This is a genomic window from Streptomyces tatrensis (assembly GCF_049310065.1).
In the GTDB taxonomy this organism is placed as follows: Bacteria; Actinomycetota; Actinomycetes; order Streptomycetales; family Streptomycetaceae; genus Streptomyces.
On record NZ_JBMDLB010000011.1, the window covers coordinates 6,044,684 to 6,058,543 of the forward strand.

The 13,860-nt window shown below is 71.3% G+C and carries 16 protein-coding genes; 6 read left to right on the forward strand and 10 right to left on the reverse strand.

All coding sequences use genetic code 11. The annotated features are described in order from the left end of the window. Window positions 1-63: 63 nt before the first annotated feature. From ACODT5_RS43620 to ACODT5_RS43650, 7 genes are all read right to left on the reverse strand, one after another. The gene (locus ACODT5_RS43620; protein ID WP_422525222.1) at window positions 64-1,209 is read right to left on the reverse strand and encodes an RNA polymerase sigma factor; all 1,146 of its coding nucleotides are present in this window, start codon (window positions 1,207-1,209) and stop codon (window positions 64-66) included. A 7-nt stretch (window positions 1,210-1,216) separates the two neighbouring features. Then, a complete protein-coding gene (locus tag ACODT5_RS43625; protein WP_385372329.1) occupies window positions 1,217-1,630 on the reverse strand; it encodes a YciI family protein in 414 nt (137 codons plus the stop codon). 174 nt (window positions 1,631-1,804) lie between these two features. Next, the gene (locus ACODT5_RS43630) at window positions 1,805-2,197 is read right to left on the reverse strand and encodes a hypothetical protein (RefSeq protein WP_422524449.1); all 393 of its coding nucleotides are present in this window, start codon (window positions 2,195-2,197) and stop codon (window positions 1,805-1,807) included. A gap of 165 nt (window positions 2,198-2,362) precedes the next feature. Further along, the gene (locus ACODT5_RS43635) at window positions 2,363-3,328 is read right to left on the reverse strand and encodes a hypothetical protein (protein ID WP_422524450.1); all 966 of its coding nucleotides are present in this window, start codon (window positions 3,326-3,328) and stop codon (window positions 2,363-2,365) included. Window positions 3,329-3,410: 82 nt separating this feature from the next. Then, a complete protein-coding gene (locus tag ACODT5_RS43640) occupies window positions 3,411-4,904 on the reverse strand; it encodes an APC family permease (RefSeq protein WP_422524451.1) in 1,494 nt (497 codons plus the stop codon). 234 nt (window positions 4,905-5,138) lie between these two features. After that, window positions 5,139-6,701, reverse strand: a complete 1,563-nt coding sequence (locus tag ACODT5_RS43645) for an SH3 domain-containing protein (RefSeq protein WP_422524452.1) — start codon at window positions 6,699-6,701, stop codon at window positions 5,139-5,141. Window positions 6,702-6,832: 131 nt separating this feature from the next. Beyond that, window positions 6,833-7,405: a TetR/AcrR family transcriptional regulator gene (locus ACODT5_RS43650; protein WP_422525223.1), complete on the reverse strand. Its 573-nt coding sequence runs from the start codon at window positions 7,403-7,405 to the stop codon at window positions 6,833-6,835. A gap of 110 nt (window positions 7,406-7,515) precedes the next feature. Here ACODT5_RS43650 and ACODT5_RS43655 point away from each other — a divergent pair, with 110 nt between their 5' ends. The 4 genes from ACODT5_RS43655 (at window position 7,516) to ACODT5_RS43670 (ending at window position 9,467) form a co-directional block, all read left to right on the forward strand. Further along, window positions 7,516-7,974 (forward strand): nuclear transport factor 2 family protein, encoded by a 459-nt coding sequence (locus tag ACODT5_RS43655; protein WP_422525224.1) that lies wholly within the window; start codon window positions 7,516-7,518, stop codon window positions 7,972-7,974. A 78-nt stretch (window positions 7,975-8,052) separates the two neighbouring features. Next, window positions 8,053-8,457, forward strand: a complete 405-nt coding sequence (locus tag ACODT5_RS43660) for a DnaJ family domain-containing protein (protein WP_422524453.1) — start codon at window positions 8,053-8,055, stop codon at window positions 8,455-8,457. A 189-nt stretch (window positions 8,458-8,646) separates the two neighbouring features. Next, entirely contained in the window at window positions 8,647-8,862 is a 216-nt protein-coding gene (locus ACODT5_RS43665; protein ID WP_422524454.1) for a DUF6243 family protein, read from the forward strand. Window positions 8,863-9,005: 143 nt separating this feature from the next. Next, window positions 9,006-9,467: a hypothetical protein gene (locus ACODT5_RS43670; protein WP_422524455.1), complete on the forward strand. Its 462-nt coding sequence runs from the start codon at window positions 9,006-9,008 to the stop codon at window positions 9,465-9,467. A 27-nt stretch (window positions 9,468-9,494) separates the two neighbouring features. Here ACODT5_RS43670 and ACODT5_RS43675 read toward each other — a convergent pair whose 3' ends face one another. Continuing rightward, the gene (locus ACODT5_RS43675) at window positions 9,495-10,133 is read right to left on the reverse strand and encodes a PadR family transcriptional regulator (protein ID WP_422524456.1); all 639 of its coding nucleotides are present in this window, start codon (window positions 10,131-10,133) and stop codon (window positions 9,495-9,497) included. A 121-nt stretch (window positions 10,134-10,254) separates the two neighbouring features. Here ACODT5_RS43675 and ACODT5_RS43680 point away from each other — a divergent pair, with 121 nt between their 5' ends. Next, the gene (locus tag ACODT5_RS43680) at window positions 10,255-11,193 is read left to right on the forward strand and encodes an ATP-binding cassette domain-containing protein (RefSeq protein ID WP_422524457.1); all 939 of its coding nucleotides are present in this window, start codon (window positions 10,255-10,257) and stop codon (window positions 11,191-11,193) included. After that, window positions 11,190-12,014, forward strand: coding sequence for an ABC transporter permease (locus ACODT5_RS43685; RefSeq protein ID WP_422524458.1), 825 nt, complete (start codon window positions 11,190-11,192; stop codon window positions 12,012-12,014). The genes ACODT5_RS43680 and ACODT5_RS43685 overlap by 4 nt, the downstream gene beginning before the upstream one ends. Before the next feature lie 18 nt (window positions 12,015-12,032). On the opposite strand, the gene ACODT5_RS43690 is transcribed toward ACODT5_RS43685, so the two are convergent. Then, window positions 12,033-13,043 (reverse strand): SGNH/GDSL hydrolase family protein, encoded by a 1,011-nt coding sequence (locus ACODT5_RS43690; RefSeq protein WP_422524459.1) that lies wholly within the window; start codon window positions 13,041-13,043, stop codon window positions 12,033-12,035. A 124-nt stretch (window positions 13,044-13,167) separates the two neighbouring features. After that, window positions 13,168-13,752 carry a TetR/AcrR family transcriptional regulator gene (locus tag ACODT5_RS43695; RefSeq protein ID WP_422524460.1) on the reverse strand — a complete coding sequence of 195 codons (585 nt, stop codon included), beginning with the start codon at window positions 13,750-13,752 and terminating at the stop codon, window positions 13,168-13,170. Between the last annotated feature and the right edge of the window lie 108 nt (window positions 13,753-13,860).

The following is a 13,860-nucleotide window of genomic DNA, read 5'->3' on the forward strand; positions in this document are numbered from 1 at the left end:
GGGCCGACGTCCCCCGCCGTCCCGGTCAGTGAAACGGCGGCGCGGTCGTGCGTGTCAGTCGCGTCAGTCGCGGCGGGCGAGGTTCAGGCGGGCCGCCTGGCGGGTCAGGTGGTCGCGTTCCGCGAGGTTGGGGGCCCGGTGCGCCGCCTCGGCGTACAGACGGGCCGCCGTCGACAGGTCGCCGTCGCGCTCGTGGAGGTAGGCGGCGACCGCGGTGTGGCGGGGGAGCGCGGCGTCCAGCTCGGCCAGCGCCGCCAGGCCGGCGCGCGGGCCGTCGGCCTCGCCGACCGCCACCGCACGGTTGAGGCGGGCGATCGGGCTGTCGGTCAGGCGTACCAGCTCGTTGTACCACTCCACGATCTGCACCCAGTCGGTCTCCCCGGTGGTCTGCGCGTCGGCGTGGAGGGCGGCGATGGCGGCCTGCGCCTGGAACTCGCCCAGCCGGTCGCGGGCGAGTGCCGGGTGGAGGATGCCGATCCCCTCGGCGATCAGCGTCGTGTCCCAGCGCCCGCGGTCCTGCTCGGCGAGCGGGATCAGGCTGCCGTCGGGGGCGGTGCGGGTGGCGCGCCGGGCGTGGTGGAGCAGCATCAGGGCGAGGAGCCCGGACACCTCGGGATGGTCGATGGAGGCCGCGAGGCGCCGGGTGAGGCGGATGGCCTCGGCGGCCAGGTCCACGTCCCCGGAGTAGCCCTCGTTGAAGACCAGGTAGAGGACGCGCAGGACGGTGCCGACGTCGCCGGGACTGTCGAAGCGGACCTCGGAGACCGTCCGCTTGGCGCGGCTGATGCGCTGCGCCATGGTCGCCTCGGGGACGAGGTAGGCCGCGGCGATCTGCCGTGTGGTCAGTCCGCCGACCGCGCGCAGGGTGAGCGCGACGGCGGAGGACGGGGTGAGGGAGGGGTGGGCGCACAGGAAGTACAGCTGGAGCGTGTCGTCCACCGCGGGCGCGGGGCCGGGCGCCGGCTCCACCTCCACCCGGTCCTCGCGGCGGCGGCGGGCGGTGTCCGCGCGCGTCGCGTCGAGGAACCGGCGCCAGGCGACCGTGACCAGCCAGGCCTTCGGATCCCGGGGAGGGGCCTCGGGCCAGACCCGGACCGCTTCGAGCAGGGCCTCCTGTACGGCGTCCTCGGCCGCCGCGAAATCTGCTCCGCGGCGGACGAGGATCCCGAGGACGCTCGGTGTGAGGCTCCGGAGGAGGGCCTCGTCGATGGACATGTCAGTGGCACTCGGGGACGGTCGGCGGCGCGGCCAGGAACGGGCGCAGCTCCAGCCACTCGTGGATCGGCTTGCCGCCCGCGCCGGGGGCCGCCGACAGCTCACCGGCGAGCTCGACGGCACGCTCGTAGCTGTCCACGTCGATCACCATCCAGCCGGCGATCAGGTCCTTCGTCTCGGCGAAGGGGCCGTCGGTGACCGGCGGGCGGCCCTCGCCGTCGTAGCGGACCCAGGTCCCCTCGGGGGCGAGCGCCTGACCGTCGACGAACTCGCCGGTGCCCTCCAGCCGGTCCGCGAAGTCGCGCATGTACTGGATGTGGGCCGTGATCTCCTCCGGCGTCCACTCGCTCATGGGGACGTCGTTGGCGGCAGCCGGGGCGCCGCGGTAGTGCTTCAGAAGCAGGTACTTGGCCATGGTGGTCTCCTCGGTGCTGTACGGCCCATTCTGGCCGCGTTCACTGAGGAGACGGAGCGGGGCACGGGTTCTCGACATCGCCGCCGAACTTTTTTCCACGGGATGTCGGGGAGCCGGACCGGGCGGCTGTGGCACCCGGTCCGGAGTGTGGTTTCAGCCTTCCGGCCGGGCGGATCAGGTGTGGTGGACGCGGCCGTCGTGGCCGTTCCACTGGCCGTTCCACTGGCCGTTCCAGGAGCCCTTCCAGTCACCCTTCCAGTCGCCTTTCCAGTCGCCCTTCCAGTGACCGTTTCCGTACCAGTACGTGTGGCAGTCCCAACGGCCCCAGCTCTGATGGTGGGCGCCCTGGTGCCAGTGGCAGTAGCGGATGCGGTAGCGGTCGTCACCGCGATCGCGGCGACCGTCGTGACCGGATGCCGTCGCGGTGACGGTGGCGGGGCCGGCCTGCGGCGCCGCCGCCGCCGACACGGCGAACGCGTTGGAGGGCAGGAGTGCGCCTGCGGCGGCCAGGGCGGCCGAGACGGTGAGAACGGCGAACCGTCGTCGTGTGCGGGGTCTGTGGGTCATGAGAGTTCACCTCCGGCGAGCAGACGGGGACAGGGCGGAGAGAAACGCCGATGATGCGGGTGGTCACCTGCTCTACGTGATCGCCTCCCTCCATTGAGCCCGGACCGGCGCACCGCGTCATGCCCCTGACTTTCGGGGCTTGACAAACCAACCGGGCCCGCCGTCTCAGACCCGCCGCTGGTCCGGCGCGTCCAGTGACTTGTCCCGCCAGCGGACGAAGAGGCTCTCCGCGTCGCCGCTGTACGACCACGGGACCCTCGTGGCCCGGTTGTCCAGCAGGGCGAAGACGGGCGGCGCCTGCGCCTCCATGCCCGCGTGGACCAGGCCGTGGGCCAGGTAGTTCAGGTCGGCGACGTCCTGGGCGTACGACACCGTGCGGTGGGCGATCCAGTTGTCGAGCGCGTTGCGCAGGTCCCAGCGCGCCCGGTCCCCGCTCCAGTGGTAGGCCAGGCCGATCGCCGTGCGCCCCTCCGCCTCCACCTGGTGCCGGTACTGCTCCGCCCGGGCCACCTGCGGCAGCACCACCAGCGGTGAACCGGGCGGGGCGTAGACGGCCACGTCCCAGGCGAAGTTGTTGGCCTCGCCGTTCGAACCGTGCCAGCGCGGGGAGAGGTAGCGCAGCGCCTGGTGGTGGGCCTCCCGGTGGTAGGGGTCGCGGGCGCGGAGCTCCTTCCACCAGTGGCCCATGTTCGGGTCGCCGCGGTCGTAGAGCCTGGCGAGCGTCACGAGGGAGACGTACGGGTACGGGTCCTCGGGTGCCAGATCGGCGGCCCGCAGACAGAGCCCGGCCACCTGGTCCAGGCTGTCGTTCGCGGGCATCGTCCCGCTGCGCGCCACCGCGAACGTCCGCATCACCTCGGTCTCCGCGCGCAGTACGGCCGCGTTCGGGTCGGTCGGGTCGGCGGCGTACCAGACGTCCACGGTGCGCCGGCTCGCCGCGGCGTCCGCGAGCAGGCGGATGCGGTGCGCGCGCCGGTCCCAGTCGCCCGGGGGGTGCTCGGCCAGGAGGTCGCGGGCCCCTTCCCAGCGGCCCATCACCATGTCCTGGCGGCACTGTTCCAGGCTTCGGTCGCCGAACGCCTGGTCGTAGACCGGTGCTCCGGACCGGCGGCGGCGCGGCCAGGGTGCCATGGACACTCCTCGGATCGGTGGGGATGGACGAGGCCGGCGCCGGTGCGGGCACGGGGTGCCGGCGCTCTTCGTGGCGTCGGCGTCAGAAGTCGGTGAGTACGTCGTCCCGCCGTTCGGCCGCCGCCAGGCCGGGTCCGGGGCCCGGTCCGGAGCCCTGTTCCTCACGGAAGGCGTCCTGTTCGGGATCCAGCGGCCTCGGCCTGAAGTACGAGACTCCCTGCAGCCGGGAGAAGGTCATCGGGATCAGACCCAGCGCGAGCGCCCCGAGGCCGATCGCGAGGGCGCTGCCGGTCAGTTCCGGAACCGACATGGCGAAGATCCAGATCATGAACAGGGCTCCGCCGAGCGGCCACAGCCCGACGAAGAGGAAGGTGCCCACGGACCTGAACAGCACCTTGCGGTAGGCGACCACGGCCGCCAGGCCGGCGAGGGCGTAGTAGAAGGCGATGTGCAGGCCGATGCCGCTGACGGCGTCCCGGACGAACTGCGTGCCGGAGCCGGCCGTGGCGGACACCGCGACGAGGAGGAGCGCCACGGCCGCCACGGTGGCCGTGGCGACGGAGGGCGTCTGCCAGTCGCGGTGGATGCGGCCGAACGCGGCGGGCACGGTGCGGTCGCGGCCCATGGCGAAGAGCGTGCGGGTCGCCTGGAGCAGGCTCGTCTCCAGGGTGGCGACCATGGACAGCACGACGGCGAGCACGAGCAGCCGGCCGCCCCAGCCCGGCCAGACGGCGTCGCCGAGCACGGAGAGGAAGCCGTCGGGGTTGTCCCGTACCGCGTCCGCCCCGATGAGGATGTTGGTGGCGACGGTGAAGACGACGAAGATCGCGAACGACAGCGCGACTCCGATCAGGCCGCCGAGGCCGAAGGAACGGCGGCTGGTGCGGGTCTCCTCGTTGAGATTGCTGGAAACGTCCCAGCCCCAGTAGCTGACGCCCGCGATCAGCGCGCCGGAGACGAAGCCGTGCGACGCGTCGAAGTGGCCGAAGCCGAACCAGGAGAGCGAGAAGTCCGCCGCGTTCCCGTCCTTGGCCAGGGCGGCGACGGCGAAGGCCAGGAGCAGCAGGAGCTGGACGCCGGTGAGGATCCGGCGGGCGTACGGGCTGATCCGGGCGCCCTGCGCCACCACGCCCGCCATGAGCAGGAACCAGCCCGCGCCGACGGCCGTGGCCAGGCCGGTGTTCGCGGCCAGTTCCGGACTGATGAGGGCGAGGGTGGCACTGCCGGCCGGGAGGGTGGCCGAGACGAGGAAGGCCGTCGCGGCGACGACCAGGGCCCAGCCGCTGAGGAAGCCGAGGAAGGGGTGCAGCGTGCGCGCCACCCATGCGTAGCTCGCCCCCGCGTTGACGTCGAGGCGCCCCAGATGACGGAAGGCCAGCGCGATGCCGATCATCGGTATCGCGCAGTACAGGAGCACGGCGGGGGCCGCGACCCCGACGGCGGCGATGAGCACGGGGATCGTCGCGGCGACCGTGTACGCCGGCCCGCAGCCCGCGACCGCCATGACGATGGAGTCGAACGTCCCCAGGGCGCCGGCCCGGAGGCCGCCCCCGTCGTTGCCGGCCCTTTTGCTCACCACTGGTTGCGCCCTTCTGAGCCTTGTACAAGGGCTAGATCTTGCCCGCGGTGGTGACGGGGACACAAGGGCTACTCTTCGGTTTCTTTTGTTCAACTACCTGTTGATGGCTGGGATTGGCGGTCCCGGTGGATGACTGCTTCGGATTTCGTTGTCGGTGAGGGGCGGAAACGACTTCGGTGCGCACCGGGGCCCGGGGGCCTCGATGCGCACCGAAGGATGGGTGGGGCTGGGTCAGCAGGTGGGGATGCGGTTCAGGTTCGCGGCGTAGCGGGCGGAGATCCAGCCGCGGCCGTCGGCGAGCTTGTACCAAATGGTGTTGCCGTCGACGGAGGTGCCGTTGGTCTTGCACATCACCTGGACCTCGCCGCCGCGCTTGATCACGCCGGTCTTCCCGTAGTGGGTGCCGGGGCCGGTGCGGACGTGCAGCTTGTCGCTGACGATGCGGGCCATCGGCTTGCCGGGCTTGGTGTCCTTGCCCCCGTGGTCCTTACCGCCATGGTCCTTGCCGCCGTGGTCCTTGCCGCCGTGGTCCTTGCCGCACTTGCACGCGCCGGGCTTGCCCTTGTCGCCCTTGTCGCCCTTCGGGCCCTGCGGACCCCTCGGACCCTGGTCTCCCTTGGGTCCGCCCGGTCCGCGGTTGCCCTTCTCGCCCTGCTTGCCCTTGTCGCCCTTCGGTCCGCCGGGGCCGCGGTCGCCCTTCGGGCCCTGGTCGCCCTTCGGTCCGCCCGGTCCGCCCGGTCCGCGCGAGCCGGTCGGTCCGGCCGGGCCGGTGTTGCCGCGGTCGCCCTTGTCACCCTTCTCGCCCTTGTCGCCCTTGGGTCCGCCGGCCGGGCCGGTGTCGCCCTTGGGGCCCTGCGGTCCGCCCGGTCCGGGCACGCCCGCCGGTCCCGTCGGGCCCTCGGTGCCGTTGTCGCCCTTCGGTCCGGCCGGGCCGGTGTCGCCCTTCGGGCCGCCCGCCGGACCCGTGTCGCCCTTCGGCCCGGGTGCCCCGGTGTCGCCCTTCGGGCCCTGGGGGCCTCCGGCCGGTCCCTGGTCGCCCTTCGGACCCTGCGGTCCGGCGTCGCCCTTCGGTCCCTTGTGGCCCTTGGGTCCCTGCGGTCCCTTCGGCCCGTGCTCGCCCTTCTCGCCGCGGTCACCCTTCTCGCCGCGGTCCCCGCGGTCCCCGCGCTCGCCCTTCTCGCCCTTCTCGCCCTGGTCGCCCTTGTCGCCCTTGGGGCCGGGGCGGCCCGGCTTGCCGTGGTTTCCGGGCTTTCCGTCGTGGCCCTGCTTCCCGTCGTGCCCGTCCTGCCCGTCGTCGCCCTTGGGGCCCGTCACCGGGGTGGACACCGCGTACAGGCCGGGGGAGCCGGTGCCGGCCGCCCACTCGCCGCCGTCGAGCGTCGTGCCCTCGGGAGCGTCCGCGTCCACCCGTACGAGTACGCCCAGCCGGGTGTCGCTCTGTGCCGGGAAGGCGAAGCCCGCACGGGTCCCGGCGTCACAGGTCAGCTGGCGGGCGTTGCCGGACAGGGTGCAGGGCGCGCCCGCGCGGTCGCCGTTCCAGTAGAAGCGGGCCTCGGGGAAGGTCGTCCGCTCCGGCGCGGTGATCCGGAAGCTGCTGCTGAGTGCCGGATCGCCGCCGGTCTCCGCCACGATCACCACGCGGCCGGTCTTGCCGGCGGCGATCGAGGGGACGTACGGCTGGGAGAACCGGATGTGCGGCGAGCCGGCGGCGAAAGCCGGCGCGGCCGGCAGCAGGCAGGTCGCGGTGACGGCCGCGACGACCAGGGCGGCCGACGTGCAGCGGGAAGCAGACAAGGGTGTTTCCTCCGCGAGGAAAAGCGACGGAACCGGAGGGCGACCGCCGAATGCGGTCTTCCGGTGGACAAAAGTCCCAACACCAGTTAAAAGCTGACAATGCGACACAGTTGTGTACGACGCGCAACCGATCACTCGGCAGCCGCGTGAATCCCCCCGTCTGCCCGAACCAGGACGTACGCGGCCTCGCGCGCCCGAACCGCCGCCTCGGGGCCCGGTTCCAGGGCCGCGACCACCGTCGCCCCCTCGACCAGCAGCATCAGCTGCTCCGCCAGCCCCTCCCGGCCCGGCCCCGGCACCGGCCCGGCAACGCCGGCCAGCAGCGTCCGCAGCTCCGCCTTGTGGCGGCGTACGACGTCCAGCACCCCGGCGGGGCCCGTGCCCAGCTCCCCGTACGCGTTCAGGAACGCGCAGCCGCGGAAGCCCGGCTCCGAGAACCACCGCGCGAGCCACTCGAAGACCGCCCCGACCGGGTCGGCCTGCCCCGCGACCGCTGCGCGCAGGCTCGCCATCCAGCGGCGGTCGCGGCGCTCCAGATAGGCGGTGACCAGGGATTCCTTGGCCGGGTAGAGGCGGTAGAGCCGCTTGAGCGGGATGCCCGACTCGGCGCGGATCCGGTCCATGCCCACGGCCTGGATGCCTTCGGCGTAGAACAGGGCCTCCGCGGCGTCCAGCAGGCGGGTGCGGGCGTCTTCGTCGTTCATCGGGGCGGCGGGCATGAAAGCAGCGTAGACCAGAACCGCTTGCGCGGAGAACGCGCGTTCTCTAGGCTCGAGGCAGAGTGAGAACGGTCGTTCTCGCCCCCGCCCAGTCGATGCCGAGAGGTCCCACCGTGACTGTCACTCCCTCCTCTCCTTCCTCTCCCTCCGTGCGACCGCCACTGCCGCCCTTCACCGAGGAGTCGGCCCGCGCCAAGGTGCAGGCCGCCGAGGACGCCTGGAACAGCCGCGACCCCGAACGCGTCTCCCTCGCCTACACCGAGGACTCCGCCTGGCGGAACCGCGACCGCTTCCTGACCGGCCGCGCCGAGATCCGCGCCTTCCTCGCCGACAAGTGGGAGCGCGAGCTGGAGTACCGGCTGCGCAAGGAGCTGTGGGCGTACACCGACAACCGGATCTCGGTGCGCTTCGAGTACGAGTGGCACGACGCGAGCGGCCAGTGGTGGCGCAGCCACGGCAACGAGCAGTGGGAGTTCGACGCCGCGGGTCTGATGCGCCGCCGCGAGGCCAGCATCAACGACATCCCCATCGAGGAGTCGGACCGCCGCCTCTGAGACCGAGGGGGCGGTTACGCTCCGCAACCCCCTCCCCAGTCCTCGGAGTTATGCTGGCAGGGACCCTTGGGAGGCAATGTGACCGAGCGCAAACCGCCTGGTGTCAGCTTCGAATCCTTCGTGGACCGCCAGATCAGACAGGCCGAGGCGAGCGGCGAGATCGAGAACCTGCCCGGCTTCGGAAAGCCGCTGGCCTCGCTCGACGCCCCGTACGACGAGCTGTGGTGGATCAAGGGCAAACTGCACCGCGAGGGCTTCGCGGTCCTCCCGCCGGCGCTCGCACTGCGCAAGGAGGCGGAAGACGCCCGCGAGGCGATCAAGGCCGCCCGCACCGAACGCCAGGTCCGCGCCCTCCTCACGGAGATCAACGACAAGATCCGCACGGCCCTGCGCAGGCCCCCGCCCGGCCCCCCGCTGAACCTCGGGGAATTCGACGTCGAAGCCGAACTCGCCCAGTGGCGGGAGTCCCGGGAAGCCCGCTGAAGGCCGCCCCGCAACGGTTGGTGTCAGGGGTCGACGGAAGCGGGTAACGTCTTTGTCATGTTCTTCCAGAGGCCGATTTACGAGTGAGCGCGTGATGGGCCCCGGCTGACGTCCTTCGAAGACGACGCCGCCGACCGTTCCCCACCGACGCATCCGTAGATCACTCCGTACTCATGACCGGGAGAACCCGTGACCGTTAGCAAGAACATCAACAACCCCGTGGGCCAGGGCGGCGGCCAGCGCAAGCGGCAGTCCCGCGCCGAGCGGGCGAACAACGGCCCGCACCGCAACCTCGACCGCCAGGGTGCCGCCGACCAGAAGGCGGAGCTGCTGCGCAAGATGCGCGAGAAGGCAGCCGAGGCCGAGGGCGCCGAGCCGGCGGCCGACGCTCCCGCCGAGAGCTGACGCACCCCCGCCCCAGGGCGACCCCGCACAGATCAGGACCCGGACCGCACCACGCGGCCGGGTCCTGCTGCCGTATCGGCCCAGGACTCCCTCCACCGCCCCCGGAGGGAACCGCTCGGGTGGGCGGGGGCATCTCCTGAGGCATGGGTGCGTTGATCTTCGGGCTGTTCTTCATGGCCGGCTGGGCCGTGGCGCTCGCCTGGCTCGGGTACGCCGCCTCGGTGCTGTGGCGGATCCGGGGGGAGCAGTGGGTGCGGGGTCACGGGCAGCCGTTCGCCCGGCTGCTGCTCCCTGCCCCCGCGTACCTCCGCTTCGACAGGAGGCTCGCCGTGGCGGTCCTGTCGGCCGATCTGTGGCTGGTGTCGGCGGTCGTCGTGTTCGGCACGGAAGGGATCTTCACCGAGGACTGGCTGGGGTACCCCGGCATGATGGATCCCGCCGGGCAGGGCTACCAGGCGGGGGCGGTGGCTCTGCTGCGCACGACGGCTCTGTGGAGCGCCTCCGCCGCGATCCTCGGTCGCTGCTGGACCACGGCGGCCGTCCAGCTGTCCGTCCTGCCGCTGTCGGCGCTCTGGATCGCCTCGTTCGACACCTACTACAACTGAACCCCGCAGGCTGCCGGGATGCGCGGCCTAGCGGTCGTCCTCCGGGTGCGGCCCTGTCGCGTACGGGTTCGGCTCGTCGTCCGCGAGCACGCCCACGAAGGGTTCGCCCTCCCCCGCGAAGGTGTACGCGCCGCCTTCGATCCGCTCGACGAGTCCGCGGGTCCATTCCGCGCCGCTGTCGGCCGAGTGCACCCACAGGTTCATGATTTCGCCGATGTGGCCGAGCTGCCCCGGCCCGTCCTCCGGCGTGTAGTACTCGGTGACGGTGGACCGCCACTGCTCGAGCCCCGCGATCCGCTGCTCGAGGAGGGCGACGGCCTCGCTGCGGGGCAGGTCGACGATGAAGCCGAGGCCGGCCGAGACGACGTCGGACTTCTGCTCGTGCGAGCTCAGGGCCTCGCGCAGCAGGGTGAGGTACTCCTCGGTTCCCTTGTCGGTGATCTCGTACTCGACGCGGGGCGGGCCGCCGACGGCGCTCGGAGCGACCTCGTGCGCGATGAGGAGTCCTTGCTTCGCCATCTGCTTGAGCGCGTGGTAGATCGAGCCCGGCTTGGCGTTGGACCACTCGTGGGCGCCCCAGAACTCCAGGTCGTTGCGCACCTGGTAGCCGTGCGCCCGTCCGTGCTGGCGGACCGCGCCGAGGACCAGCAGCCGGATCGCTGACATGCGCTTCTCCACTCTTGGGCAATTTTGACTAGCCTATCTCTATTCAAGTTTGACTAACCGCCCCGAGTGGCTTACCTTTCCCTCTCTGGTCAAATTTGACTACTTGGTGGAGGGGTGTGCTTTGTCTGACCACGATCTGTCGATCGTCGTCGAAGGTCTGCGGAAGAAGTACGGGGACAAGCAGGCCCTCGACGGCCTCGATCTCACGGTCCGAGCCGGGACGATCCAGGGGATTCTCGGCCCGAACGGCGCCGGCAAGACCACGGCCGTACGCATCATGTCCACGCTGCTGCGCCCCGAGGAGGGGCGCGTCGAGGTGGCGGGCTTCGACGTGAGGACCCGGCCCGACGAGGTGCGCTCGCGGATCGGGCTGCTCGGCCAGCACGCCGCTGTCGACGAGGAGCTCAGTGGCCGCCAGAACCTGGAGATGTTCGGCCGCCTCTACCATCTCGGCTCCCGCCGTGCGGGCGCCCGGGCTGATGAGCTCCTGGATCGGTTCGGGCTCGCGGACACCGGCAAGAAGGCGGTCAAGCAGTACAGCGGCGGCATGCGGCGGCGGCTCGACCTCGCGGCCTCCCTCATTCTGCGGCCCCAAGTGCTCTTCCTGGACGAGCCCACGACCGGCCTCGACCCCCGCGGCCGCGCGGAGGTGTGGAACGCGGTGCGTTCCCTGGTCGGCGGCGGCGCGACCGTCCTGCTGACCACGCAGTACCTGGAGGAGGCCGACCAGCTGGCCGACAAGATCGCGGTGATCAACCACGGGAAGGTCATGGCCGAGGGCACGGCCGACGAGCTGAAGACCAAGACGGGCGGCGACCGCATCGACGTGGTCCTGCACGACACGGCCCAACTGGCCCGCGCCGCCTCGCTCCTGCCCGGCGACGTGGCGGTGGACGAGGACCGGCGCATGGTCAGCGCTTCGGTCACCGACCGCATGGCGGCCCTGACCGAGACCGTGCGGGCGCTGGAGGCGGCGGGCATCGAGGCGGAGGACATCGCCGTACGCCGGCCGACGCTCGACGAGGTCTTCATGCACCTGACGAGGGAGGAGGCCGCATGAGTGCGACGCACGGTGTGAGCACGCAGCACGGCACGGGCTCGAAGCTGAGCTGGGCCGCCGTGGACTCCTGGACGATGACCCGCCGCGAGCTGGCCCACTGGGCGCGACAGCCCGTGCAGGTGGTCGTCGGGCTGGTCTTCCCGGTGATGATGCTGCTGATGTTCAGCTACCTGATCGGCGGCGGACGGGGCGTCGAGGGCGACTTCACGGCCTACCTGGTCCCCGGCATGCTCACCATGACCATGGCCTTCGGTCTGGAAGGCACGATGCTCTCGGTCACCCAGGACCTCAACAAGGGGGTCATCGACCGGTTCCGCTCGATGCCGATGAACTCCGGCGCGGTCCTGGTCGGCCGGAGCGTCGCCGACATGCTGCAATCGGTGCTGGGCCTCGCCGTGATGATCGCGGTCGGATATGCGATCGGCTGGCGCTGGCACGAGGGTCTCGCCTCCTTCCTCGGCGCTGTGGGGCTGCTGTTGCTGCTGCGGTTCGCGATGCTGTGGATCGGCATCCACCTGGCGATGGTCGCGGGCAGGCCGGAGTTGGTCCAGGCCGTGCAGATCCTCGTCTGGCCGGTCAGCTTCCTTTCCAACGTCATCGCCTCGCCCGAGTCCATGCCCTCCTGGCTGGGCACGATCGTGGAGTGGAACCCGATGTCCGCGACGGCCACCGCGGTACGCGGCCTGTTCGGCAACCCGGGCGCGGCCGGCGACTCCTGGGCCGCGACCCACGCGGAACTCCTCGCGGTGGCCTGGCCGGTAGCCCTGGTCGCGGTGTTCTTCCCGCTCGCCGTGAAGCGCTTCCGGGACCTGAGCCGCTGACGGATCCGCCCCGGCCTCCTAGTCCCTGCCCGCCCGGACGCTCAGTGCGGTGAGGGCTTCGGTGACGCGGTCCGCTTGGTGGGTGGCCCCGCGGAGGTTGGGGTGGAGGACGGTGCAGGCCTCGCCCCGGGCCGGGATGGAGCGGCAGAGCTCTGAGGGCGGGTCGCTCTGCTCGCCCGGCCCGGTCAGGCTGTCCTTGATCCCGTACATCCAGCGCTGCTCCCCACTCGCGCACACCCCGTGCCCGGTGCTGGAGGCGTACGTGTCCACATACACCGCGCCGCTCCGCCGGGCCTGCTCCCGCAGGAGGGCATTGACCCGGCGCTCCAGGCTGTCGAGCCAGGGCATGTCGCCCTTGGTCACGGTTCCGAGCTGGTGCCAGGAGCCCCAGCCGCAGCCCGCGGACTCGTCCACGACGGCCGGATACCCGACGACCGCCACACCGGCGCGCGGAGCGCGCGTGCGGACCTCCTTCAGGAGAGCCGCGAGATCGGCCTCCAGCGCGGTGAACCGGGCGTCGAGTCCCGCGGCGCCCCCGCCCCGCGCGTAGTGATCGGTGCACGGGGTGCCCGTACCGAAAGAGGCCAGGCCCCGCTTCACGCAGGTCTCGACGATCTCCGAGAAGCCCACGGAGTTGCCGCCGGCGCCGACCGTGACGAGATCGGCGGCTGCCGTAACGGCCCCGATCTGCGCGGGCTTCGCGGTCCACCCGCCCGGTGGGGGTACGGATGGTGGGCCCTTCAGCTCGGTCTGCGGACCCAGCAGCCCCGCTCTGACCTCCGCGGCGGAGCAGGTGACATCCGTGAGCTTCAACTTCAGCCGCCGCGCGGCCTGGTGCGGGTAATCCTGCTCGGAACGGCCGCATCCGTCGGTGTTCCACGGGCGCACGAAAGAGGCGGCGCTGTACGAGTCACCGAGGGCGACATAGGAGAGAGGCGCGGCGGCGGGTGCGGGTGCCTGCGGCGCGAGAACGGTGGCGAAGACGGCTGCCGCGGTGGCGGCGGTGGTGGTGAGGGCGAGACGCAACATGACGGCGGTGCCTTTGGCTCGGGCGCCGCGGCTCTTCCGCAGCGCACATCACCAAAAGTAGCCGCAATGACTACGGAGAGTAATCATCTGGCGTCTTGTTCGTTCGATCGAGTGAACGGGCGGGCTATGCCTGCCCGTGGGCCTGCGTGATCAGGTCCGTCGCGACCTCCAGGGCGGCCTGGCGGGTCTCCTCCGGGTTGCCCTCCACGTGCTGGAGGAACATCATTCCCGCGTGCAGGGTGAACAGGGCGCTCACGCACCGCACTTGGTCGACCAGCGGGGCATCCTCCTGGCCGGTCCGGAGCAGGTCCACCAGGGCGAAGAGACGCTTCTTCACCGTCTCGCCGATGCTCAGCTCCCGCAGTGAAGCCTGGTTCTCCTGCATGAAGCGGTACAGGGAGGCGCCGCCCGCCATCGCCTCGCTGTAGCGGCGCAGGACCTCCCGCTTCATCTCCAGCGTGCGCGGCTGCTCCTCCGCCCACTGGATCAGCTCGTCGATCGGCCGGGTCAGGTCGTCGAACAGGCTGATGATGATGTCTTCCTTGGTCTTGAAGTGGTAGTACAGCGCCGCCTTCGTGACCCCCAGCCGCTCCGCGATCTCCCGGAGTGAGGTCTTCTCGTACCCCTGCTCGGCGAAGAGTTCCAGTGCGACGTCCTGGATGCGCTGCCGCGTGTCGCCGCGGCGCTGCTGCGGACTGCTGCTGGACATGACTCTCCCCTGACTTACTTACTTGACGCCCGGCTAGTTACGGGTCTACCTTCCCCATTGTAGTGAACTAGCCGGTCGGCAAGTAAGTCCCAGGGCCGGTGCGTATGC